This window comes from Streptomyces sp. NPDC021562 (assembly GCF_040640875.1).
Taxonomy (GTDB): Bacteria; Actinomycetota; Actinomycetes; order Streptomycetales; family Streptomycetaceae; genus Streptomyces.
Genome location: NZ_JBFACN010000003.1, coordinates 187,263 through 212,068 on the forward strand (window position 1 = coordinate 187,263; position 24,806 = coordinate 212,068).

The 24,806-nt window shown below is 66.7% G+C and carries 15 protein-coding genes and 2 pseudogenes; 5 read left to right on the forward strand and 12 right to left on the reverse strand.

What is annotated here, in order from left to right; genetic code table 11:
• Window positions 1-8: 8 nt before the first annotated feature.
• The 5 genes from drmB to AB0G52_RS05600 form a co-directional block, all read right to left on the reverse strand.
• The gene (gene drmB / locus AB0G52_RS05580; protein WP_361334001.1) at window positions 9-1,874 is read right to left on the reverse strand and encodes a DrmB family protein; all 1,866 of its coding nucleotides are present in this window, start codon (window positions 1,872-1,874) and stop codon (window positions 9-11) included.
• Complete coding sequence (locus AB0G52_RS05585; RefSeq protein WP_361334004.1) at window positions 1,871-5,122, reverse strand: helicase-related protein; 3,252 nt, start codon at window positions 5,120-5,122, stop codon at window positions 1,871-1,873. Before AB0G52_RS05585 ends, drmB begins: the two co-directional genes overlap by 4 nt.
• Window positions 5,119-7,023, reverse strand: coding sequence for a UvrD-helicase domain-containing protein (locus AB0G52_RS05590; RefSeq protein WP_361334007.1), 1,905 nt, complete (start codon window positions 7,021-7,023; stop codon window positions 5,119-5,121). Before AB0G52_RS05590 ends, AB0G52_RS05585 begins: the two co-directional genes overlap by 4 nt.
• On the reverse strand, window positions 7,020-11,495 hold the full coding sequence (locus AB0G52_RS05595) for a DEAD/DEAH box helicase (RefSeq protein WP_361334449.1): 4,476 nt from the start codon (window positions 11,493-11,495) through the stop codon (window positions 7,020-7,022). Before AB0G52_RS05595 ends, AB0G52_RS05590 begins: the two co-directional genes overlap by 4 nt.
• 490 nt (window positions 11,496-11,985) lie before the next feature.
• Window positions 11,986-12,120, reverse strand: a complete 135-nt coding sequence (locus tag AB0G52_RS05600; RefSeq protein ID WP_361334010.1) for a hypothetical protein — start codon at window positions 12,118-12,120, stop codon at window positions 11,986-11,988.
• A gap of 606 nt (window positions 12,121-12,726) precedes the next feature.
• Here AB0G52_RS05600 and AB0G52_RS05605 point away from each other — a divergent pair.
• From AB0G52_RS05605 to AB0G52_RS05615, 3 genes are read left to right on the forward strand one after another with little or no spacing between them, the layout of a single operon-like run.
• Complete coding sequence (locus AB0G52_RS05605; RefSeq protein WP_361334013.1) at window positions 12,727-14,904, forward strand: helix-turn-helix transcriptional regulator; 2,178 nt, start codon at window positions 12,727-12,729, stop codon at window positions 14,902-14,904.
• 3 nt (window positions 14,905-14,907) lie between these two features.
• Window positions 14,908-15,903, forward strand: coding sequence for a hypothetical protein (locus AB0G52_RS05610; RefSeq protein WP_361334016.1), 996 nt, complete (start codon window positions 14,908-14,910; stop codon window positions 15,901-15,903).
• Window positions 15,900-16,778 (forward strand): DUF6339 family protein, encoded by an 879-nt coding sequence (locus AB0G52_RS05615; protein WP_361334019.1) that lies wholly within the window; start codon window positions 15,900-15,902, stop codon window positions 16,776-16,778. The genes AB0G52_RS05610 and AB0G52_RS05615 overlap by 4 nt, the downstream gene beginning before the upstream one ends.
• A gap of 17 nt (window positions 16,779-16,795) precedes the next feature.
• Here AB0G52_RS05615 and AB0G52_RS05620 read toward each other — a convergent pair whose 3' ends face one another.
• From AB0G52_RS05620 to AB0G52_RS05640, 5 genes and pseudogenes are all read right to left on the reverse strand, one after another.
• Window positions 16,796-18,142: a DNA cytosine methyltransferase gene (locus AB0G52_RS05620; RefSeq protein ID WP_361334022.1), complete on the reverse strand. Its 1,347-nt coding sequence runs from the start codon at window positions 18,140-18,142 to the stop codon at window positions 16,796-16,798.
• A gap of 11 nt (window positions 18,143-18,153) precedes the next feature.
• Entirely contained in the window at window positions 18,154-19,149 is a 996-nt protein-coding gene (locus AB0G52_RS05625; protein ID WP_361334025.1) for a DNA cytosine methyltransferase, read from the reverse strand.
• Window positions 19,146-19,547 (reverse strand): very short patch repair endonuclease, encoded by a 402-nt coding sequence (locus AB0G52_RS05630; protein ID WP_361334453.1) that lies wholly within the window; start codon window positions 19,545-19,547, stop codon window positions 19,146-19,148. Before AB0G52_RS05630 ends, AB0G52_RS05625 begins: the two co-directional genes overlap by 4 nt.
• 539 nt (window positions 19,548-20,086) lie before the next feature.
• Window positions 20,087-20,758, reverse strand: coding sequence for an alpha/beta hydrolase (locus tag AB0G52_RS05635; RefSeq protein ID WP_361334028.1), 672 nt, complete (start codon window positions 20,756-20,758; stop codon window positions 20,087-20,089).
• Between the two features lie 432 nt (window positions 20,759-21,190).
• Window positions 21,191-21,331, reverse strand: a pseudogene (locus AB0G52_RS05640) (IS5/IS1182 family transposase); the annotation flags it as partial.
• A 75-nt stretch (window positions 21,332-21,406) separates the two neighbouring features.
• Here AB0G52_RS05640 and AB0G52_RS05645 point away from each other — a divergent pair.
• The gene (locus AB0G52_RS05645) at window positions 21,407-21,790 is read left to right on the forward strand and encodes a hypothetical protein (RefSeq protein ID WP_361334031.1); all 384 of its coding nucleotides are present in this window, start codon (window positions 21,407-21,409) and stop codon (window positions 21,788-21,790) included.
• A 127-nt stretch (window positions 21,791-21,917) separates the two neighbouring features.
• Window positions 21,918-22,605, forward strand: a pseudogene (locus AB0G52_RS05650) (type I glyceraldehyde-3-phosphate dehydrogenase); the annotation flags it as partial.
• 183 nt (window positions 22,606-22,788) lie between these two features.
• On the opposite strand, the gene AB0G52_RS05655 reads toward AB0G52_RS05650, so the two are convergent.
• Both AB0G52_RS05655 and AB0G52_RS05660 read right to left on the reverse strand, forming a co-directional pair.
• Window positions 22,789-23,373 (reverse strand): DinB family protein, encoded by a 585-nt coding sequence (locus AB0G52_RS05655; protein ID WP_361334034.1) that lies wholly within the window; start codon window positions 23,371-23,373, stop codon window positions 22,789-22,791.
• 307 nt (window positions 23,374-23,680) lie between these two features.
• The gene (locus AB0G52_RS05660; protein WP_361334037.1) at window positions 23,681-24,694 is read right to left on the reverse strand and encodes a hypothetical protein; all 1,014 of its coding nucleotides are present in this window, start codon (window positions 24,692-24,694) and stop codon (window positions 23,681-23,683) included.
• Window positions 24,695-24,806: the final 112 nt, after the last annotated feature.

The following is a 24,806-nucleotide window of genomic DNA, read 5'->3' on the forward strand; positions in this document are numbered from 1 at the left end:
CTCCAACGTCAGGATTGCAGGATGCGGGCGAAGAAGCCCACCTCGGGATCGTCAGGGGTTCCGACGAGCAGAGCGCGGTCCAAAAGGACGTTGTTGTGCTCGCAGCTCGTCTCCGGGAGCATCACGCAGGCGTGGCAGGCCGCCAGATTTATCCCGCCGGCGCCGGACGCCTCGGTCTCCATGCAGAGCGGGTCCGAGGAGCACCATTCGGCACGGCGGAGGGCCGAACGGACCGTACGAGCGAGAACTCTCGGTTCACCTTGAGCGACCAAACCACCCAGGCTGCCCGCCGAGTCGCTCGTCGCCGTGTAGATGAGCACTCCGGCCATGTCGTCGGCGGCGTAAAGGCGCTCACGCAAGGACGCGGCCGGGTAGCCCGCCTCCAGGCTCCACTCGTTGATGAGGACGTGGGCCAGGGTGTGCAGTAGCACCATGCGCGGGGTGGCGGGAGAGGGGACGACCCGGCTCGGGTCTTCGGCCCGCTGTTCAAGCACCCGCTGGTGGGCGGTACGCATCCGATCGGTCCGGGCCGCCACCGCGAGGGTCTTCTCCCAGACGTCCAGCCGGTCCTCGTCCAGGCGGAGGAAGACTCCCTCGCCCCGCACCTCCATGGCCGGGAGCCAGCGAAGCGGGCGTTCGGACAGTGGCATCTCCTTGGGATCGGTCGTCGATTCGGCATCGATGAGCCGGGTGAACGCCTTTAGGGCGCGCACCTCGCGGAGCTTCTTGACCAGCATTGGACCGGTGATGCCGAGCGGGTCGAGCATGCTCTGATCGCCCAGCGGAGTTTCGCAGACGAACTCCTCATCACGGGAGTGCTCGCTCTCGTCGTTACCGGAGCGGAGACGCTCATATTCCTTGTTGCGCAGGGCGCGATAACGATGCTCGAAGGAGGGCGCCTCAATGCCAGTGGGGTCTTCCTCCCGCTCAGCTTCGAGGAAAGCCATGACTTCGTCGACCGGAACGGGACTCTCACCCTTGAAGGCGAACTTGAGGCACATCTCGACCTCCGCGCGGCTGTTCAGCACGCGGAGTTGCTCCCAGTGTTCGGCGAGAGGATCTGCGCGGCCATTACTCCAAGGTGGGATGGAGAGCGCCGACTTCAATACCGGCTGCCAGACTGCCGACGAACCGCGCTGCAGGGTGCGGAGGGGGAGCCCGCATCCGCCCGAGGCGGCGGACGCACCGAGCCATGGACGGGTGCCTCGGCACTTGAGGCCCAAGTCCTTGAGCGCTCTCCTCCGGAAAGAGCCCTCCATCGAGGCCTCGGGAGCCTTCTCACAGGTGCAGGAGACGAGAATGGAGCGCAGCGAGGAAGTTCGCCCGGACGTGCGCATCTTGAGTCTTCCTCCGCATTGCGTTGCCGTCGAGGCACTACGTTCTGTGGAACGGTGCACCCACTGCCAATATGGAAACTCGTCGAGGTGGCCGGCTTCGCAGGCGACGACGAAACGAGAGGGGACCAGTTCGACCTCGCACGTGCCGCAGACGCTTCTACCGGCGGGCGGATTGAAGTCGCGGTGCCGCTGAAGGTCGTTGCACTCCGGGCAGGAGTGCATCAGGGGGAAGCGTCGGACCCGCAGGCCGTCCTTGCTTGTGTCGTCGGAAGCGGGCGGCAGCCGGAAGTAGTCGACGCCAAGCACTCGTGCCAGCCGCCGTTCATGGATCCGCGGGGATTCGTCTCGGCGCCAGCTCTCCTCAGCCTCGTCGAGTCCCGAGACGATGAAGGACTCGTGATCGACGGCGATCAGCGACCCGACGCCGTATGTCGTGATCGCCTGAGCACGGCGGACAGAACCACGTCGCGGAAAGTTATGGGCGGGTGCGGCGCCATCTGCGCCGGTGCGGCGACGGCGGGCAGGGGGCGGGGTCATCGGGTTCCCTCCATGAACAGGGCGGTCTCGGCGTCGACGTCACGCAGACTCCACAAGGTGGGATACGCTCCGCTGCCCTCAGACTCGTCGTCATAGGCCTTGAGGATCGAGGGTGCGCGACTCCCCCTCTGCGGCTCGAACAGCAGACTGTTGTGGATGTCAGCCTCTTTGCACCACCAGTCGACGAACTCGTCGAAGGCCCGGGACACGGCGTTGGTCTCCTCCCGGGTGACCGTGTCCACGCGCTTCAGGAGGATCTCCTTGATGGGGCCACGGAGCGTGTCTTCGTAGGACTCGACCTTGCCGGCGCCATCGTTAGGGCGGGCGGCGGGGATCAAGATGCGGGCGAGGGCGACGATCACCGCGTGCAGTCCTCGGTACCGGGCGCGGGCAGAGAACGGCGTGACGGAGGTGGACTCGACCTCGCGGTACAGGGCCGAGTGGAAATGCTGAAAGCTCTCATAATGGGAACGGTCCCGAGAGCGGGTCGAGTTAAGCATCACCGCGACCAGTCCGGGGTGCGCGCGGCCGACGCGGCTGGTCGCTTGGATGTACTCGGCGGTCGTCTGCGGTTGGCCCATCACGGCCATGAGACCGAGGCGGTCCACGTCCACGCCGACCGCGATCATGTTGGTGGCCAGGAGGACGTCCACCGTGTCCTCGTCGGGGAGCCGCTTCTCGATACCCTTGAGGCGGGTGGGGATCTCGCTGGCGTCGATACGGCTCGTCAGCTCTGAGTAGTTGACAACCGAGCGCACTTTCACCCCCTCGCGCTCAGCGAGCACCTCCAGGTAGGCCACCACGTCATCGTGAACCTGGAGTTCTGCCGCGGACAGCAGCCGGAGGCTGTTGAAGTAGCCGACGAGACTCCAGTAGGCGTCGCGCACCTTGTCCTCGGTCTTCGCGTGCTTGGCTCGGTGGAGCAGGGTGGCGTATGTGCGGATCAGAAGGGTGGCCTGGCTGGTACCGGGGGCCAGGATGCCGACATAGCGGCGGCTCGCTTTCTCCTCGCGGGGTGTCTCCACAGCGAACCACGAATCGCGAGCGTCAAGGCCGGCGGGCGGGAACTGCCGCACTTGGCGAGCGAAGAGGTGGCGCCCCTGGTCGGCCGCGCGACGGATGGTAGCTGTGGATGCGATCACCTTGGGTCGGCCAGCGAGTGCATCCACGGCGGTCTCGTAGAGGCCGGTGAGCGTCCCCAACGGGCCCGAGATCAGATGGAGTTCGTCTTGGACGATCAGTTCCGGGGGTGGGGTACCGCCGTCCGGGTCGTCATCGCGGTTGAAGAGTGCGGAGGTCGCAGGACGCCATGGCAGCGACGCAAATTTGTCGACAGTGGCGATCACCAGTGTCGGCCGCGCGTCGTACACGGCTTCGTCGACCAGATGGACGGGCAGGCCGTCACCGAAGTCGCAGCCCTCGCCAGGGCATCGGACGTGCATGCGCTTCGCGTCCACGTCGGCTTCGTAATTCCGTGCGTCGAGGCGGGTTCCGCACCAAGGACAGGCGTGTAGCTGGACGGGATTCTCGGTGGCGAGGCGCTTGTCGAGGTTTGCGCGGAGTTCGTTGAGTTTCAGGTGTGCCTCGGTCAGCGTATTGGGAGTGGCCGAGCGGCCCACCCACATACCGACGGAAAACTCTTCTGGGCCCAACTCCGGCGTTCGGCGCCGCATGTGCTCCATGGCGCAGAGGAGAATCGCGGCGCGTTCGAACTGCTGGAGGGTGAGCAGGCGCAGCGTGTAGCGCATGAGGACGGTGACACCACCGCCGTCCGCGCCCTTGCGAATGCGGCGCAGGAACGAGGTGAAGGCGATAAGACCGAGGTAGGCCTCGGTCTTGCCACCACCGGTCGGGAACCACAGCAGATCTGAGATCTTCCGATCAGGATGCTTGGGGTCGTCGATGCCAGCCATACAGAGAAGCACGAACGCGATCTGGAATGGACGCCAGCGTCCGGCGCTCGGGTCGGGGGCGTCGACGCGTCCGCCCTTCACCCAGGCGCTGCGGGCACGCTGGTCGGCCATGGCGCGGTTGGCAAGGCGGAAAGACCTCATCAGATCGGGCTTGGTCCGCAAGAGCTTGATGCCTTCGCGGATACGATCGAGAGCCTCGCGGCAGGCTTTGACCTGCTTGCGCGCGGGCTCTTCGTGTGGTCCGCCAGCCAGGTCCTCCGTTTCGGCCTCCTTGCGGTCGATCCAACGTTCGTACCCGTCAGCGAGCCCACCCAGAGCGGTCAAAATCTCGATGTCTGACTTCTCCGCCAGCCCCAGCATGGACAATGCTGGGCTGTCCGCTTCGGGGTTGGAATCAGTGAGCAGCACTTCCACCGTCGGCACGAACTGACTTCGTACCTCGGGGACGGCGATATCGGGAGCGGTTTCGGTCACGCCGACAGGCCACGGATTCCAGTCCCATTCGGCAGCACAGCCGTGTCCGACGGCGAAGGTCGGGGCGTGGCGGTGCAGCAGCCGACTCGTTGCGACCTCCGGGTCGTGGGCGGCGTCCGGAGCCGGGCGTTCGACGAACGCATCGGAGCCGTCGGCGGCTCGAACCGTCAGCCCGCACTGGAAGAGGGAGAACGCGTCCTGTAGATCCCACTCGCCGATCTTCTGCCTGTTGATCAGTGTGACCGTGATCGTGACCGTGCCGGTTGTCCGGTCAAGGCGCCGTACGATCACGTGCAGTCCTACCGTCTCGGGAATGAGATCGAACAGTTCACCCGCAACTGGTGTGGTGACGTCGATGAGCCGCTCCGGGAGCTGAAGTTCCCTGCGCCGCCACTGTTCCCGCTGGTCGGCGACCGTACGGGCCTCGGCCCGACGTGCCGGGATCCGCTTGCCGTCGGCGTCCGTAGGTTCGTAGACGGCCGCACGCGCCGAGACCACGATCGTTTTGCTTATGGCCGGCTTGACCGCGAAGGTCAGGCCCATCGAGGAAGGCCGTCTGTCCTCCGAGGCACCGACCTCCGGCGGGGCGCCTGACTCGTCCTCGTTGCCACGGCTGTTGACGGGAGCGTTGTCCGGGCCGCTCTGCTTGGCAGCCTCTTCCTCCTGCCGTTCTTTCGTGGCACGCGGATACAACACACCGGTCAGGTAGCGGTCGATCGGCGCGTCCTGGGTGAGTACCTCGTCCCGATCGTCCGGTTCGGCATCCGCGGCGGGGCCGAGGAGTTCACGGCGGAGTCCCACCAAGAGCTCCTCGTCCCGGACCCGGTAGTGCTCCGCGTGTGGGCCTGCCACCTGCGTCATGCGCGCTGCTCCTCGTAGTCGTCAGCTCTCCGGTATCGGCCGATGCCGGTGATCCGCGGGGCGATCCACACGCCTCGCTCACCAAGTCCGGCGTTCGTGCCGGCGGCGGTACTGCCTGTCACGGTCTCCAGGGTGTCGATCCGCAGGTCGTGGATCTCATCGGGCCACCAAGGGTCCCAGGTGCGGTTGACCTTCTGTACCTGGAAAAGATCCTCGCGGAACCGCTGCGAGGCCTCCCCGATCTCCTTGCCGTCGTGCATCAGGGCGTACGGCGGGCTCTGCGTCTCACCCATCGGCAGATCGTGGAGCCTGCGCAGCAGCACCTCCTGGCCAGGGCGCACCTGTTCCAGGAGATACGCCTGGGTGGCGACGGCGTCGCTCTGATGACCGGGTGGGTTGTCCCGGCACACGTCTCCCGACTCGGCGACGATCCCGTACCTGTCGTACGACCGCCACGATCCGATGTAGCGGCGACCGCCTTGTCGGCCCCCCGACCTCCTGAAGAGCGGCAGTTCGGGAGGAGCCACGTGGTACAGATCCTGGCGGGCGCGCGTCATGGCCACGTACAGGGCGCGGGCTTCGGCAGGGAGATCCAGCTCGTCCTGGTACCGCTTGTGCAGCTCGGGGAGGGTCGGTGGCGTCAGAACGATCACCCGGTCGAACTCCAAACCCTTGGCCCGGTGCACCGTCGAGACGACGATTCGGGCGCTATCCGGGTCTGCCGCTTCGTCCGGAAACCTGCCGTCGGCGACTGCGCGACGCAACCTGTCCAGATCGAGGACCCCGCGCCCTCCTCCACGCGCGACCCGGCGCAGCACCGTCCACAGGGCGGCGGAGTCTGGCTCGTAGGGAAGAGGGATCTCCGAGAGGAGAGTGCGGAACCGGTCCTCGGTGAGGCCGGTCGCCTCCGTGCGACGCAGCAATTCGGCCACCCAGTACGGCACCGGACGCTCTTCCAGCGGGCGCCGCAGCCGGTGGTCTATGCCGTGCGCGTGCAGCAGCTCGGAGACCACCAGAGCCTGCTGGTTGTCCCGGGTGAGGACGGCGCAGGTGTCGGAGAGATCCCGCAGGCTGTCCAGGGTGAACTTGTCGCCGAGGTCGCCCATGCCGTTCGCCGGATCCAAAAGGAGATCGCGCAGTTCGTCGTAGAGCCTTCCGGCCTCGTCCGGGTCGGTGACCTGCTGGAGAAGGGGGCCGAGCGCCAAAGCGATCCGGGCCTCGGCTGTGGTGGCCCGGAAGTTTCTCGTGAGCCGCAGCTCCACCAGGTCGTCAGGGTAGGAACAGCGCAGCCAGTCGAAGAACCGACCGGTCTCGTCAGCGCGTTCGCCCAGGTCCTCGATCTGGAAGCCGTACACGGACTGGGCGGCGTCTCCGACGACGGTAAACCCGCAGCTGTCCTGATACCGGTCGAGAAGCGTCTCCACCAGCTCACGGCGCCCGCCCAGCAGGTCCTGCACCTCATCGATCACGACATGGGCCGGCGGAACCGCATCGCCCACCTCCAGCGCGCCCTTCTCGATCGCGCGGGTCGCGGCGGCGATCCGCTCGTCGAAGCCGACCGCACCCCACTCGCCGTCCGGGTGTGCCTGAAGGAGCACCTCATAGGCCCACGCGTCGAAGGTACGGGCTCGTACCCGGTGGGCTCGTTCCCCGTGCCGAGAGATCCGTTCCCGCAGTTCCCGGGCCGCTGCTCGGGAAAAGGTGAGCACCAGGATCTCGGCCGCCTCCAGCGCCTGTTCGGGGTCCTCGTGGCCGCACAGTGCGTCGAGCCGGCGCACCAGGGTGTGCGTCTTGCCTGCTCCGGCGCCCGCGGTGACCAGGACGCGCGCGTCCCAAGGCTGCTCGACCACGGCCAGTTGCTCGTCGGTGAGCGGAGGGCTGTCCTGGTAGACGTCGGTCACTTCCGGCTCCAGAGGTGCTCGAACTCGGTGAAGGCGAGGTCGGTGTCGAAGTTGGCGATGTTGTCGCTGACGTTGAGGATCAGACAGCTTTCCTTGCCGCCGTTCCGCGGCCCGCGCAATCCGCGACCGATCATCTGCTGGTACACGTTGGTGCTGTAGACCGGCCGGGCTACGACCACGACACGAGTGGCAGGTGCGTCGAATCCTTGGGTGAGCACACCGTAGTTGGTGAGTACTCGGATGCGTCCGTTTCGGAAGTTCTCGATGCGGTTGCGGCGGTCTTGCGTGCTGGTTGTCGAGTCCACGGCGGCGGACGGGACACCGCGGTCGTTCAGCATGGCGGCCAGGTACTTGGCGTGGTCGACTGAGGTGGCGAAGAGCAGGGTCGGCCAGCCATCGGGCAGCTCGGCCACCGAGTCGACGATGCGGAGACTTCGGGCGTGGTCGTCGGCGAGCCGCTGCTCGGCGGAACGGGAGAGCACGGCCATACGATCGGCGTGCGTCTTCTCGTCCCGAGTGAGCTCGATGCGGCCGCCCTCAAGGGTGCGGTGCTCGACCTGGGCGAGCATTCCCCAGTCCTGGAGATCGCGATACGGGTCACCCGACGGGAAGACTCCTTCGTCGAGTCGCCGATTGCCGAAGCGGCTGACAAGACGGCGAGTCTCCTCCTCATTGGTGTTCCGGAACGGGGTGGCCGTAAGGCCGAGCAGATGCCGGCCGGTCTCGTACTGGGTGAGCCCCAACTGGCCCAGGATCTCTGTGTACCGCTTCGAGATGGCGGTGTGGGCCTCGTCCACGATCACCAGCGCGGCCTGGCGCAGCCAGGCGTACTGATCGGTGGCGAGACACCGCTCCAGCTTGGCATCGATGGCGATCACCAGGTGGGGATGGTCGTCGACCGCTCCGACCTCGTAGGAACTCCACAGTCGGCTGATGGTGAGCGGACGCTCCGCTCCGACCTTGCTCCAGACGAACTTCCAGCTCTCAAAGGCTTGTTCGCACAGTTCTTCGGTCTGTGCGATCCACAACAACGGTCCCTTGAGGTCTCCGACCCGTTTTACCCAACGGATCACGGCCTCCGCGGTGACTCGGGTCTTGCCGGCCCCCGTGGGCAGGGACAACATGCCGCGCTGGGGGGCCAGTCGATCGAGCATGGTGGAGACGTTCCGGACCAGATCCTCCTGGTACTCGTGGAGGCTCGGGAAGTCTCGAGGGCCCTCGACGGTCTCGAACGGAGGCGGGGAGGGAGTCCTCGAACCGGCGAACGCGAGAGGCAGCCTCATTTCCGAGACGAACGCGATGGCCGCCGACGAGCCCGTGTATCCGACCGGGGCGTTGGGGAACCGCGCCTGGATGTCCCGAGCATGCTGATGGAGCACCCCGTCACCGTGCGCGTTGAACGCCATCTGTGCGATCCGGTGCCCGGACGGCTCCACTCCGCCGGTCGCCTGCAACTCGGCCTCCATCAAACCCTCGGGAAGGCCGGCCCGAAGCGCGTCAGCGCCGATCAGCAGCTCGATCTTGGCGACCACGTCCTCGGCCTCACGCACTGCTTTCTGCGCCGCCTTGAGCTCGCTGTCCCGTGCCATACGGTCCTGGTGCTCCAGCACTGCACGGCAACCTCCGGCACCGAGTCCCAGGTGGAGTTCGCGGTCGATCAGGCGCAGCATCGGCTCGGGATCCAGCGGAACTCGGACCTTGATGGTGCTGTCCTGGCGCACGGCGTCCAGGGGGGAGGTGCGCGTGCCGTTGGGCGTGCGGGTGACCTCTTCCAGTTCGCTGCACCGTTGTACCAAGCTGTTGCGGTTCCCGCTGTTGAGGCGTTGCCGCAGGGCGGGGAACAGCTCGACCAGGGGAACGGGGTCACCGTCCGTGACTTCGCGGGTCTCCAGGCTGATCACGTCGGCGTAGCGGAGCATGCCCCACTTCTCGATCATCAGCTCGGCGTCGTCGGCAGTCGGTACGAGCAGTGCAGGGAGCTGTTCAGCGCGCAGCGCCTGGTATTGAGCGGTCCCGACCGCGACGGTGATCTCGCTGTCGGGCCGTGCTTCCCAGGTGTCGCCGGTCCTGCAACGGGTCAGCGAGTCCTCGGGGAAGGCGGCGCCGAACCGGGTCAGCATCACGTAGGTGGCGCCGACGAAGGGGTCGTCCTCGCTGCGGGTCAACTCGGAGAGGAGCGCGTCCCAGCGGTCGGGAGGGACCTCGTCGACGGTGGTCGGGAGCCTCAGTTTGCGGGCTTTCTCCGGAGAGATCTCGGCCACCGGCAATACGTCACGGTAGGCGGCGAGCTGAGGTCCGACGGCTTCCTTCAGCGGCTTGATCCCCTGGGACGTGACGGCTGTCCCGTACTTCCAAAGCATCCACCGGATCGGTGAGGCGACCGGCTGCCGGGTGTTGGTCTGCGTACCGATCTGGCGCGTCCAGTTGTCCACCACGGCCTCGTCGGGCAGCACCTTCAGGAAGGCGGCGCGGGATTCCTCGGAGAGCGCGCGGAAGAGATGAAGCGGTCCGCCGATCGGGGCGCCGTCGGTCTTCATCCGGTTCAGCGCGGGGCGCGGGGCGCTGCTGTCCAGGCGGCGCAGGTAGGAGCTGTGGAGCGCTTCGCGGTACTCGTCGTACCATGCCTCGCCCTCCTGGGGCCTGATCCCGCCGGCCGGTCGTTCCCGTAGACCGACCTGGGAGAAGAAGGGGGTGTCGTCGGAGTGGAACGCCATGTCGACGGCGATGCTCGGGTCCCGCTTCGCGTCGACCACGACACCCGGCAGCATGCAGTCCTCGACCGGCCGGAACCGACCGTCGGCGGTCCGTACCCGGAGCGTCGAGCGTGCGGCGGGCACTCGTTCCAGCACCTTGTGGGTCAGGCGACTCACTCCGGCCTGACGGAACAGCTCCCAGAACCGCTCCCAGTCCGACTGGCTGTAGTGGTCGAAGCCCTGGTCGAGAACACTGTCGAACCGGCCCTCGACGTCGGCCTCCCGGATGCCCAGGATGTCGAGTGCGTGCGTCAGCGAAGGGTCCTGGGCGAGTTCGTCGACCACGTACACCAGGGACTCGCGCAGTCCGTCCTGGTCGGTGCGGCGGTAGACCTTGCCGTGCACAGGAGGGACGAGACCATGCTCCTCGGTGAGGACGATGTGGGCCTTGCGGGCCTCCTCGACGAACGGGGAATCGACCTCGATCATGTCGGCCAGAATGCGGACCGCCGTAGCGGAGGCCTGCGCGGTGCCGCCTTCGACAAGGGCCTCCAACCAGGTGCGAACATCGGCTCGTTGGTGCTTGGCCGCATCAAGGATGTGTTCGACCTTGCCTGAGCGCGTCACACTCACTTCGACGCTCGGATGCAGCCAGTTCGCCGGACGGTCCGGGCATTCGTGCCACAGCCGTAGCCAACGCAGAAGAGACTTCGACTCCTTCCTCGGGTCCTTGGGACGCGGGTGCACCCGCAGCTCTGCCGGCACGCGAAGCACGCCGTCCTGGTCAGGAAGTGATGCGTTCACCGCGGTACGCATCCAGATCTCTTCGGTCAGGAACTCGTCCGCCCAACTGATTGCCTCCTTCACACGGCCGGGCAGCAGGGGGAGGTAGGCGGCCGGGTCTTCGACTGTTGCCAAGGCCGGGAGCGATTCGACGACCAACTGTGCCGCCGCTCGGATCATCTCTTGGTTGAAGGGGGAGGAGTCGAGAAGATTCTGCCGATCCTCGTTCGTCTTCCAGGCGCCGTTGAGAATGCCGCTCAGCGACATTTCGTACTTGGTCGGGAAGAAGGACCAGAACTTGCCGCGTCCGCGTGATTGCGGACTGACGTACAGGCCGCTCTCCGGATCCTTCTCCAGTGCCGGGACGGCCCAGGCGAGGTCGAGCGAGAGCCGGTCGTGCAGTTCTCCGGCGTCGTCGCGGGCAGCCGGACCGGGTACGTGGCTCGTGGTGAACACGCGCCACCGGTCGGTGGTGACGGCCTTCCCTGTCCGCTCCTCCACCACCGTGTACAGGTCGCCGGTGTGCTGGGCGGTCAGCGTCCGACGGGCCATGGGCCGAGGGCGGCGGTCCTCCAGCACCACCTTCGCGACGTGCGGTGAGAAGAGTTGGAAGCCGGCCGGGAACTCCTCGCGGGGTTCGCCGTTGTCCTTGCCGCGTCCGCCATGCATGTCCCGGCCCAGCCGGTCGTCGGCCTTCGGGAGCAGGGGCAGGCGAACGACGGTGGTGGCCCAGCTCAGCAGTTCGTTCAGGACGTGATCGGAGGCGCGCTCGGCCTGCACGTCCAGAGGCCGGGCCACGCGCAGCACGGGAGCTTCGAACTCCGGGCCGTAGCGTACCGTCATGCCGGGCACTGCCTTGATCTGCTCGTACGACCAGGCGCGATCAAATCCGAAACTGCCGGTGCTGCTGAAGAATTCCGGCGCATCGGTCACCACGAGAACGGATTTGACACCGACCCCGAAACGGCCGATCTGGCCCCCACGTTTTTTCGACATACTCATCCGAAGAATTGTCTCCGCGCCTTCCGGGGTCACAGGATTGCCCTCGTTCGCGCAATACAAGTGACTGGCCGTAAGGACGACATGCACTCGTCCGCCCTGCCCGTCCGCCATTTCGTCCGCCGCGTTCTGCACGAGTTCGAAAAGCTGGCGATCGCCATATCCGCCCTGGGTGATACGGCGCTCCCCATTGGCATGCTCGGCCACGAGACCAGGGTCAACGGCGTAAGCCTGCAGGACGCGCGAGGATTGTTCGAGAACGGTTTGGATCACCGATGAGGACGAAGACAGCACTGCTACTGCGCTCCTGGGGCGTCAAGGTTCGGGTGAAAAATCGAACGGCGGGCCGACCGCTGGCATCGTCGGCTGGCCCGTGTTCGTCGTGGCGCTGAACGTGATTTCTACAGTGCCTTCGTGCAGCGGTGGGTTCATGGGGAAGGCGTTGGTTTGTTGCGAGACTGATACTTCGGCTCGCGACGTGCTGAAATCAGGACGGAGGGTGGGTCTCGTCGGGCAGCCGCTGGACCAGCTTGGCCAAGGAGGGGGAGCGGTTGCCGAACTCCTCTTCGGGCACGTCGAAACGGAGGAGAATATCCCGGACCTCGGCCGTGCTGCTTGCCATCACGATTTCCAACCGAAAAGAACTCGAGTCCCGCTGCGAGTCCAACGACTCGTCGTCGTCCTGTTCATTCATCGAGTGATCCACCCCTAGGGTCGCATCGTGCAGTAGCACAGGGGTGTATGTGAGCACGCGCCCCCGTGTGAAATGGAACGAATAAAGTTGGAACTTGGAGCCGAGACTTCCTTTTGGGGAATCAAGCTAGGGGGTGGAGTCTCGTATGGCCAGTCCTTTTCGGAAGGTGCTTCCTTGTGAGGCGCGGCGGGGTCCATGGCTGAATTTTGGGCGCACTTCTCCCGTTGCCGCCCAGCTCTCCCGATTTCGGGTTTCGCAAGCGAGATGGAATCCCCATCGTCAACGACGGTATCGATCGTCACCCGAATGCGCAAGCGCAACTTCCTCTGAGAAAAAGGGAGTTGGTCGCTCCATTTAAGGAAGTGGTGCATATGGGGGGAAGGTTGGTCATATGGGACAACTTGGGGCACCGAGGTGAAGTGATTCGACGATCGAGCCCGATCAACTGTTGGTTGACGCTGTCGCGCGCGTCAAATTAACCTCGTGGTCCACGACATGCGAGGAGCACGGGACCGATGAAAGAGCAGGCAACGCGTGGAGACAGGTGAGGAGTTCGGGCCCTGGTTGGCCCGGCAGCTCAAGCTCGCGGGCAAGACGCAGGCCGAACTGGCCGACGAGCTCAAGCTGACCCGGGCCGCTGTGTCCGCCTGGATAACCGGCAGGTCGACTCCCCGCCCGACTGTCATGACGGACATAGCCAGGGTGCTCGGCACGGACGTGGGTACGGTGCACACCCGTACCACCGACACCCAGGCCGGCCTCCCGATCTTCTGGTACCACCGCCCTGGCTACCGCGACGGTGGCCGTGACCTGGGCAATGCCGCTGCCTTCGCCTTCGACGCCGACGTGCAGGTCTTGGCCCGCGAGACCTGCCAGAACAGCCTGGACGAGCGCCGGAAGGAGACAGGTCGCCCTGTCAAGGTCCGCTACACCCTGCACGAGCTGACGGGGAAGTTCCTGGACGACTTCCGTGACGCGATCCTCTGGAACGATCTCTTCCCGCACTATTCCGCTGTCTCGGAGGCCGCCGGGAATCAGAAGGTCGCCCGGGTCGTGGACGCTGGGGTGCGCGACATGTACGAGAAGGGACGCCTCGTCCTGCTGCGCATCGACGACTACAACGCGTCCGGGCTCACTGGCGACGACTACGAGGACGGCAAGTTCGCCGCCGTGATCAGGCGTCAGTTGGAGAGCCTTAAGTCCGGCCCCGGCGCGGGGGGTTCGTACGGCCTGGGGAAGGCGACGCTTTGGGCCACCAGCGCGCTTGGCCTCGTGCTCGTCAACTCCACTCTGTCGGAGCCCCACGAAGGGCGTACCGAGCGGCGGGTCATCGGTCGCCTGGAGCTTCCCTGGCGGGAGGTCGAAGGGGTGCCGTACGCGGGTCCTGCCTGGCTCGGACGCCCTGACCCGGATACCCCCGGTGCCGAGGTGGCCCGCTCTTGGTGGGCGGACGAGGAGACCGTGGCCCGTCTCCATCTCAGCCGGGACAGCGACGAACCGGGCACGTCCTTCCTCGTGGTCGGCGCCCAGGACGTGGCAAGCCTCGACGAACGGGCGTCCCAGGACGATGAAGAAGGGGGAGCGGACGGGGAGGAAGAGGAAGGCGGCGAGGACACCCGCGACATACGCAGGATGCACCGCCGTCTGGTCGAGGCGCTTGGGCGCGATTTCTGGGCCGCGATGACCGGCGGGGGCGGCAGGCTTCCGCTCCTGGAGGCGTCTGTCCGCACGATGCGCAACGGTGAAGTCGTTCTGGAGGAGGAACAGGTCGACCCTTCCGTCGAGCAGCCTTCCCGGACCCGTGCCCTGCGGGCTCACTACGAGGGCGTCACCGTGGATCGGCTCACCGAGGCCGGCCAAGTGGTGGCACGGAGCATCCCGCTGAAACTGCCTCTGCCCGGGGGCGCGAAGGGCGGCACCCTCGGGACGCACCAGGCGGTCCTGCTGGTCACTGACGTCATGAGCGATGGCGAGGAGCGGAAGAACGGGCCGAAGAACCAGATGCATTCGCTACGAGGCAACCGTATGACGGTCAAGAAGGCATTGGTCCCGAACTTGCCCATCGGCACCAATGCATTTCAGGCCGTACTCCTGGCGGGAGAGGCTGCCGGCGAATCCGCCCCTTTCGCGACCGAGGCCGAGGAGTTCTTGAGGGCGGCAGAGCCGCCCGAGCACGACCGGTGGGGGCAGACGGAAGAACTGGCTCTGCGCTGGTCGGCCTCGGCGTATCGGCGGATCAACTCGTTTACGACCGAGGCCAACAAGGCTGTCAGGGAACTCGTCGCACGACCTAAGCGTGGTGTTGGCGGTGCCGAGGGGGGCGAGGCGCTGCGCAAGGCGCTGACCGTGAAGAAGAAGCCGAAGGCCAAGGTGCCCACCGGGCCTGTGGTGCCGGAACTGGATGCACTCGACGCGACGATCGGCGACGAAGGGGAGTGGCGGATCACCGCGGAGGTGAAGATCCCGCGCGGCGACGAGATCGTCCCGATGGTGCCGGTCGCCCAGTTGGACGTTCGTTCCGGTGGTCGCCCCCAGCTCGACTGGGCTGAACTCGTGGCCGTCGAGGGCTGTGAGGTGGAGGACGGGATCCTGCGTTTCCCGCCCGGCACACGACGCGCGACGTTCCGTGGCCGCACCGACGTCACCAGCCATCCGGTCAGGGCGATGTTCACGACTCTCGTCCTCGAACTCCGTGCCGGCAAGGGGGAGTGACGCGTGAAGTCCTACCCGTACGCTCGGCTCAATCGACCGGTCACACTCAGGGTGACCTCGGTCTCCCTCAAGCTGCCCGACGGCACCCGGGACCAACTGGAGACCACCGCGTTCTCCACCCAGCAGCAGGCCGTCGCGCTGGGCATCGCGGGCCACGCCGACTGGGTGAGCGCCACGATCGGGCTCTCCGCGACACTGCCGCCCGGTGCCAACGCGTCGGACGCCGCCTGGTCAGAGCTGCGCGTCCTCGCCGTGCTGACCGATGGCGAGACCAATACCCGTACCTCCACGGATCTCACGCGGGACACCGAGGACGGTCGAGACTGGTCGGGTTCCGTCGAGGTGCTGCGTGACGACCACCTGGGGCGTGCCTCCCTCGCCGTGTACGCGGTGGGGACGGTGGACGGAGTGCGGGGGCGTTCCATCGCCGAAACCGACCGGAACTGGATCGTCGACACGATCTCGGACGATCCGGTTCAGGAGCTCCGATTGGAAGTGCGGAGAGCCTCGTTCAAGAGGAGCGCGCGGGAATGGTTGCAGGCGTATGCCGATGCCCCCTGGGCCGTGGATGCTTCCGCCCGGGTTCCGACGGTGTTCGTGAACACGGACGTCGAGGGGATCCTCGCACTGCTGGACAGCAACGGTTCCGCCCTGGAGAGCAAGGTGCGTGACCTCTTGGTCGCCCAGATGGCCACCGACGTGTGGACGGCGCTGTTCCACGGTGCCATCGGCGACCTGGAGGTGGAACCCGGCGCCGGTCCGGTCTTCCCGACGGGCTGGCGTGGTGAGGTGCTGCGGGAGATGCTCCCGGACGTGGTACCCGGCGTACACGTCGAGGAGGCGCTACGCCAGGTTCATCGCCGTCGCACCGGCGATTCGGGCTGGGTGGAACTCCAGACCCGCATCCATTACGCGGCGATCCGCCGAGCCGATGCCACCAAGGCCCTCGCCTACGTCATTCGCGGGCTGGAACAGATGAACCGGGAGAGCGAGACGTGATCACCAAACCGAGCCATGTCCCGGAGCGCTTGGCGCTGCTCGACTCCTCGGCCGCCGACCCGTTTCTCACCGAGGGGCTGCTCAAGGGGGAACAGGTGCATGCGGGCGTCGACCTCGCCAAGGTCGTCGAGCCGCTTCCGGAGGACGACGCCAGATGGTGGGTCGAGCCGATCCGGAGCCTGGTGGAAGACGCCATGTTCGAGTTTCGGGAGGACCGCACCCGAGCTGACGCATGGCTCGCGCCACGGCTCCATGCCACGTTGCGCCTGACGCGACGAGAAGCGGCGGACAGACGTTTGTGGAACCACCTTGCACTGGCGGTGGCTCCCGACTACGTGGTCTGGCGTCACCTTTCGGAACCGACGGCGAGGCGGCCTGAAAGGCGTGTCCCCGCGGAGCGCTTCCGGGGATCTGCCGACCGACAGTGTTTCTCACGGCTGTGGTGGGCAGCGGAGCTGTTCAGGAACGGAGCGGACTACGAGCCTGTCGAGGCAGCCTGCAGAAACCAGGACCTCATCCACAGCGTTCTGAAGAAGGAGATAATCGACCACCGTCCCACTGCGCAGGCTGTGGTCCGCCTGCTGAAGAACGGACTGGTCACCACCGGCCGAGAGGTGGACGGTCTCAGCGTCGCGATCAACGCGGCCGGGGCAACCTTGATCTACGACATCCTCGCGCCCGACCAGCCCCGTGACCCCGTCCACCTGCGAGACTGGATCGCGGAAGCGGAATCGGCGCCACCGGTCGAGCGGTACGAACTTCCGAAGGGGCCCGACGAGGATCCTGTGCCGGAGGAGTCCGTGGTCGCGCTCACCGACTACTTTGCAGAGCTGTTCGAGACTGCGCCGGTCAGAGGCAGGAAGATCGAGAACTGACCGGCGCGGCGCTCGGGCTACTTCGTCGCTGCCTTCTTGGTCTTGCGTGGACGCATGGAAGAAGGCGGCGGCACCTGGTCCTTGGGCTGCGGACACCTGTCGGTGCATGCGTCGGCTGCTCCGCAACCGTTGCTTCGCAACTTGGCTTGTTGCTCCTCGGTGGCCGGCTGCCACGGTTTCCTCAGCGCCTCCGGGTCCGGCTGGGGAAGTCCGAGAGCGGAACTCAGCAGGTGCGCACCGAAAAGGGGTGGTACGGCGTTGCCGACCTGCTGCGCCTGCGCCGTACCGGACCACGGATAGTCCGGCGGAAAGCTCTGCAGCATGCCGGCCTCGTTCATGCTGAACCGCGGGCCCTCGTAGACGATCTTCTCGTTCAGGTGCTCGAAGACAACGAAACGGGAGATGCGGCCGGTGACGGTGGTGGCGGGCTGTCGGTCGGTCCGTACTCCCCGCCTCCCCGGGATTCCCGAACTGCCGTAGTTCGAGCGGACCAGGAAGGGAGTGAGACGCCCCGGATGTGAGCCCACCGGGCTGGAGAGAGCGTCACGCATCGACCTCCAAGGGAGCCTGGTTTCGTCGCTCTCCGACGTGCCGCCCTCGTCAAGGGTCGGCTGAAGGACCTGGTCGACAGTGCTTGTCCCGTTGTTGCGGTTCCATTCCTTCGCATCGTAGGAACGATGCGTAGGGGAGGGGAGAGAGGGCTCGCCGAGGCCCTCGCGCCGGGCGATCAACACCGCGCGAGAACGCGTCTGCGGTACTCCGTAGGTCTCGGTGTCCAGAACGCCGACGACAACCTTGTATCTGGTCCCGTCGGGGAGCCCCGTCTCGGCCAGTACCTTGGCATAGTGCTCCCACAGTGGGGCCACTGCGGGTACCTGCTCCAGGACGATCACATCGTACGGTCGGTTGTCGCGGTTGGGGCTTCGTGTTGCCTGAATCGCGTACCGGAGAGGTTCCAGGACCAGGGCGGTGCGTGGATCGGGAAGTCCCCTGAGTTCCTCGTCGATCTCCTTCTCGGAATCACCTGGCATCAGCCTGTCGATGTAGCCCTTGACCGTTTCCAAGGCCTGGCGCCCGGCGCCGTGCCCGGCCACCGAGTACGTCTGGCACGGCGGTCCGCCGGCGAGCACGTTGATCTCCGGCGGCAGCGACTCGAAGGCGTCCCTGCGCACTGCGCTGACATCGGCATGGAGGGTGTCCAGGCCGGCGGCGTACCGGGTCAGGCACGCGCCCTTGTCCCACTCGATACCGAGACTCGGGATGTCGAGCGAGTGACCTGCGACGTCCAGTCCTCCGGGACCTGCGAAGAGATCCAGGATACGAGGCTGGTCGAGGATGGGCTTGTGGGACGCCGTGCTGGTCATGTGGCGGAAGTCTAGCCGGCCGAGAGGAATCGTGGATCCGGAATGAGCGCGGAGGCGATAGCCCGCCCCAGGGCCTTGCCCACGGGCGGTGGCGTCGCGTGGCCGATCTGGCGGTACCGAGCGGTCTTGCGCCCGGTGATCTCCCACGTCTCGGGAAAACCTTGCAGCAGCGCCGCCTGCCTGGGCGTGATTTTCACCATGTGATCCCGGCCGAGTTCGGGATCCCACACGAAGTCCGCGTCGGGAACCTCATCACCCACGGTGTGACCGTTGACACCCATGGTCGCCCAGGTCTGCTTGGCTCCCGTCGGCCCCAGGTCCGCGCCGCCCCGGTTCTTCGAGCCGCCGACCAGGGTAGGAGCCGGTCGATCGGCCTGCGCGGCCCAACGGGCGGCGTCCTTCCAACCGCGCGAGGCCATGGAGGGCTCCAGAACAGCACCGACCGTCATCGGTTGTTGCACCGTCGGTGCGGGGGGCCGAAACCCTTCGGCCCACTGGCGCGCGATGGCGACCAGGACGCCCTGCTTGCGATTCTGGGGTACGCCGAAGTCGACGGCGTTCACTACGAACCAGCTGAACTCGTATCCGAGGTGCGCCAGTTCCGCTCGCGCGAAGTCACGAAACTGCTGATAGGCGTCTGAGTGCGCGAGCCCCGGAACGTTCTCGATGAGTACCGCACGAGGCTTGATGGCATGCACCAGATAGACCGTGGCCCTCAGCAACTCTTCTTCGGCATGTGAGTCCGCACGTCCCACGGTGGCACTCGACTTCACCCGTGGCAGGCCGGCCGAGAGGAGATCCACGTCGTGGCTCACGGGGTGCTCGGCCGGGTCGAAGTCCAGCAGGTCGGTGTGGAGCACCTTCCAGTGGGATCGGTTCGCCCGCAGAGTGCTGACGGCGAGTTCGTCGTCGTCCAGCAACAGGCGGGGCTCGAACCCTGCCTGCTCCAGCCCGAGTGCGAGCCCACCGGCCCCGGAGCACACGTCGACGAAAGTCAGTCCACTCATTCTCTTCTCCCCCTGGTACTTTCCGCTCGACGCTGCTCCACAGCCGCTACCACCCGTGCGGCCACTTCCCCGGGAGCCTCGTGCTCCCAGAATCGCAGCACCGTCCAGCCTTCCGCGATCAGATGCTCGGTCGTCTCGCGGTCGCGGGCCATGTTCCGATCCAGCTTGCGGCGCCACCAGTCGGCGTTGGCCTTGGGGTGAGTGGCGTGCTGAGGACAGCCGTGCCAGAAGCAGCCGTCGATGAGGACCGCGACCTTGGCCCGAGTGAAGGCCACGTCGATCCGTCGACGGGGCATGCCCGGTACGGGATACTCCACGCGATACCGCAGTCCGGCCGCGTGCAACAACCGTCGCACGGCGAGCTCGGCCTCCGTGTCCTTGCTCACCTGCTTGCTCATGCGGGCGGAAACGGCAAGAGAGGAGGGGACGACGTTCGGCACGGGATCATCTTGCCGGCGCAGGCGGCTCGGCGTGTAGCCGGAGAAGGACTCGCCTCACTGGAGCGGGCATCCTCGGCAGAGGGACCGCCCGCTTCTTTGCCAGTGTCGTGCCTCCGCGGCCCGCCTCAAGGGCGCTTCGCGTCGGCTTCGCCGATGGCCCTGCGGGCCACCCTTGACCCGGGCCGCTCCGGCACGGGGGAGAAGCGAGCGGGCGGCCCCGGGGAAAGTGGGCGGCTTGGCGGGGTGTGCCACGTGGGTGGGCCGCGGTCGACCGTCCGGGCACGCCGGGTGGGGTGGCGGCTGCCCTCGCCGTCGGACGCGCCTCGGTCGAGCACGGCTTCGCCCACCTGAAGAACTGGCGGTCCTCACCAAACTCCGCCTCGACCCCGCCCGCGCCACCCACCTCCTGCGTGCCCTCCTCGTGCTGATGAACCTCGCGAGCCACCACTGCCAGATGAGCTGAACGGCAGATGAGACGTCCGCGCACCGCGCTGCGGCTATTCGCCCAGCAGAAGGATCTCCAAGAACTCCTGCGGGGCATCCCTCCAGACGTCGTGGCCGCTGTCCAGGGTGTGGACCCGCCAGGTCGGGTCGTTGGCCAGCCGGTCGCGGACGGCGGTGAAGGGCGTGCCGTCCCACCCGGACAGATACACGTAATCCCGGGTCTTGACGTCACGCAGGGCGGCCCCGTCCAGCCGGATCCGCTGGAGGAAAGAGGCCAGTGGATGTGCGGTCACGCGCGGGTCGCTGCCGGACGGCGGCTGGACCGCGTATCCGTCCGCCGCCGCGCCGTCCAGGAACATGCTGCGGTAGGCATCGGTGGTCAGGTCCCAACAGGACTGACCGTCCTCGGGTACGTAGGCGTCGGCGTAGACCAGGCGCCGCACCACGCCGGAAGGGGCGCGGTCGGCGGCACCGGTGATCACCATCCCGCCGTAGCTGTGCCCGACGAGAACGGCGTCGCTGACCTCCTCAGAAGCGAGTACGGCGAGCACGTCGTCGATGTGGGTGTCGAGATTGACGTTGGCAGAGTTCAGGTGGGCGCGGTCGCCGACACCGGTGGGGGTAACGGTCAGCGCCCGATGTCCGGCGGTGCGCAGTCGGTCGGCCAATCCGGAGAAGTACCAGCCGCCGCGCCACCCGCCGGGAACTAGAACGAAGGACGTCATGCAGGCATGAACGATGCCCACATGGCGCTGATTCCTTTAATAAGGACTGTCCCGTATATACATGAGTGCACAGGCAGGATGACAGCAACTGCCCATGGCTGCGGGAGATTCCGTGTACGTTCGATCATCCGGTGAGTACAGTTGATTTGGTAGGCATCGGCGAGTTGAGCCAGGGCCGCCGGGACGACGGTCCGGAGCGCTTATAGGGGGCAACGGTGTTCGTGGCAGTGGCAATTGGACTCTTGGCGTTCGTTCTGGCTGGTGCGCTTGCGGTTCTCGTGCCACGGGAGTGGCGGCAGATGCGCTTCACTTCCGACACGCGTCAGATCGAGGCGGCGGCGACCCGAAGGGCTACTCGACGCGTTCCGACGGGCCCCTACCTTCGTCGATAGCCACGCGGGCGCGGACCTTGCAGTGCTCGGTCCTCCAGCGCAGACTCCAGGGTCGGCCTTTGCGGACCGGGTCGGCACCCTCGCGCCGCAGCGCGGTGATCAGCTTGCCGAACTGCCGAGGGCTCAGCCCGGTGAACGGGGTTATCCAGGACGACTCAGACGCCGTGATCACACCAGCCACGGCGAGATCTTTCAGTTGCTGTCGCCCTTCCATCAATCCGATCCTGTGGGCTCGGCCAGTGAGGAGGGAGGACATGTGGGGCTCGTTCTGTTTCCAGGCAACGATGACACCAGCAGCCCGGACGTCTCCTGGTCCTACACCGGCTTCGGAGCGTTCCGGCGGTGGCTGGCACAGGCCGAGGGGTTCGCACTGGACGAGATGCACGGCTTCGGCGGACAGCGCCCGTGGAACGACGTCTCCACCACCCTGGCACCACTCCTCAATCACCCCGACGATGACGGCCCCGACCTCACGCCGGTCCAGTGCGCCGCGATCCTGCCCCGCCTGCAGGAGATCGCCGACCAGCCTCAAGGCGGAAACACCGGCCCGCTTCTCGAACAGCACCTAGACGACGCCCGCCGGTTGGTGGTCGTCGTGCAGCTCTGCATCGAGAAGGACGTCGATCTCCTCTGCGGCTGACCCCAGCGGGAGTTACCGGTGCGACCAGCAGTTATGGACAACGCTTAGACCGCTGCCGATCCCGCTCGCCACGGACCCGCACTTCACCGTTCTCACCCGCCCCCTCGGATTCGGCACTCGGCCGGCGGAGCTCGTCGTCGACATCGTGATCGAGTCCACCGGCGTCTTCACCAACGCTGAGGACGCCGCGGGCCACCTGAGCGCCGGCGTCGGACGCGTCATCATCTCCGCCCCGGCCAGGGGTGAAACCTCACCGTCGTGATGGGGGTCAACACTGACGCCTACAACGACACCCAGCAGATCATTTCGAACGCGTCGTGCACACCGTGCACGCATACACCGGCGACCAGCGCCTGCAGGACCAGCCACACCGCGACTACCGGCGGGCGCGCGCCGCCTCGTCAAACATCATTCCGACCAGCACAGGTGCCGCCCGCGCTGTCGGCAGGGTGCTTCCGGAACTGGCCGGGCGGCTGGACGGCACCTCCATGAGGGTGCCGGTGATCGACGGCTCCGTCGTCGACCTCACCGTGGAGCTGAGCCGCACGGTCACCGCGACGGAGGTCAACGACGCATTCCGTAAGGCGGCCGAGTTCGACATGGACGGACTCCTCATCTACTCCGAGGCCCCGCTGGTCTCCTCGGACATCGTGGGCTCGCCCGCGTCCTGCATCTTTGACACGCCCCTGACTATGGTCAGCGATGCCGTCGGCCGTGGCTCAGTCGTCAAAACGTTCGGCTGGTACGACAATGAGACCGGCTTCTCTCATTGGACGCTGGACCTCGTCACGCTAATCGGCCAGGTAGGCGGCTGACTGCGCCCGCCCGCGCCTGGCTGACCCTCGACGGCTCGCTCTATGTCCTGAGGCAGGATCGCGTGGCCGGGTTACCCCGGTCCGGGCTGGCGCGGCGCCTTCGATGCCCTCCGTTCCTGCCAGCGCGGTTTCGCCATCTAACAGGACTTACCGCCATGAACTTCACGTCACGTGAGACGACCTCTACGCCTTGACTGGCGCGGCCGACCTGGCGGCCTGCTCGATCTTCGCGCAGTAGGCTGCGCGGGCCTCCTTGTCGATCTGCTTCTCGTGTTCGGGGCGCATCCCGGTCCGCCCGTCGAGGCCCTCGCGCAGGATGTCGGCATGTCCGGCATGCCGGTTGGACTCGCCGAGGACATGGACCAGGATGGCGAACAGATTCGTGTCGGCATGAGGCTCCGGCCACCACGGCACGTGGCCGGGGGCGTCGAGGGGAAGCTCGTTGATCGTCGCGTCCGAGTGTTGCCATGTGCGCCGGTAGAACCCGATGATCTGCTCGCGGGTCTCGTCCTCGGTCGCCCATAGATCGCTGCCGTCGGAGTCCTGCCACCGGGGCAGCGGTTCCGGGGAAGGGCGGTCGAAGACCTCGCCGAAGTACCTGGCCTCGACGGTGGCCACGTGTTTGACCAGGCCGAGGAGGTTGGTCCCGGTCGCTGTCAAAGGCCGACGGGCGTCGTATTCGGACAAGCCGTCGAGTTTCCAGAGCAGCGCCTTGCGGTCCCGCCGCAGTCTCCCGTGCAGGTTGTCTTTCGCGAATTCATCGATCACGCGGCATGAGCCTGCCATGGGCTGCTCGTGGCCTCAAGATCTTGTACGCGGCCGCGACGGCCGGCCGAGCCAGAGGCCGTCCCATGGCCGCCGTCCAGGCCTGCTACAGCAAGCGGGCGAAACGCCACCGGAGACTCTGACGGCCCTTTTCCGTGCAGGAGTACGAGCCTTCGGTGAGCGCTGAAGGTGGGGTCCGGTTGAACCTCGGGTTCTTCCCGGACGGTGATCTGTCTGTGGTGGCGGACCGAGCTGTCTGAAGTGGCCCGCCGAGGGTTTTTTCGTGGCGGGCCGCTTTGCTGAGGTCTGTCTATGCGCCGTGACAGGTGTCGTAGGGCTGGTTCTGGCCGCACCAGCAGTTTGACGTGCGCTGTGGGGGCCAGGCCACGGCTCGGCCTCGGGCTGCCAGGGTCGTGGCGTACTGGGGGAGGAGGGTCGTGTCGGAGGGGGAGGAGCCCTCGGAGGCTGCGAAGGCCTCGTAGGAGGGGACCGTGCCGGTGACGATGCCCAGGTTGGGGGTGCCGGACGTGGAGAGTTCGCGGAGGGAGGACTCTATGGTCGCGAGGTGCTCCGCGTGGGAGGGGTATTCGGCGGCCAGGTCCGGGTACGCCGTCACGAGTTCTGTGAGTTCCTCCGCCGGCCAGTGCAGGACCGCCACCGGGAAGGGGCGGGAGAGGGCCTCTCGGTAGGTGCCGAGTTCGGCGCGGAGGCGGGAGATTTCTGCCTCCAGCTCCTGGGGGTTGTCGGAGCCCAGGGACCACACGCGCTTCGGGTCGTGGAGTTCGTCCAGGGAGACGGGGGACGAGTGGAGGGTGTCGGCGCGGGCGTCCCAGTCGTCGTGGGGGAGGCCCAGCATGCGGCGGACCCGGTGGCGGCCGAAGAGGATCGGGTGCGTGGCGTACGGGGGTTCCGCCACGTCCGTCAGGAGGAGGGTCGCCGCCTCCGTGAACGTGTCGTGCGCCGCTTCGAGCTCGTCGTGGGATTCGAGGGATTCGGCGACGATGACCCAGGGGGCCGGGTCGCGGGGGGCCGTGGCACGGATGCCGTCGATGATCGCCCTGGCCTCCGCCTCGTGGTCGTACTCCCACAGGTTCGACGCCTTGAGGGCCCGGACGAGGGGGGCGTTCTCCAGGGTGTCCTGGCTGGCGAGGAGGCGGTCGTAGAGCGCGGTGGCGGCGGGGCGGGCGTCGGCCAGTTCCAGGTGGGCCGCGGCCCGGAGGAGGAGGGCTTCGGCGTCTTCGGGGTAGCGGTCGGCGGTCCGCTCCAGGCGTGCCGCTTCGGCGGTGTGGTCGACGACGTTCTCGGCAGGCGTGTCGGGGCGCATGGACGACACCGTACTGCCCGGCGGTGACAAAGGAGAGAGAGGGATCGGGAGGGGGTCGGGATAGGGAGGGGCGGCTGTCGGTTGTGGTGCAGGGGGATGGGGGCCGTTCCCC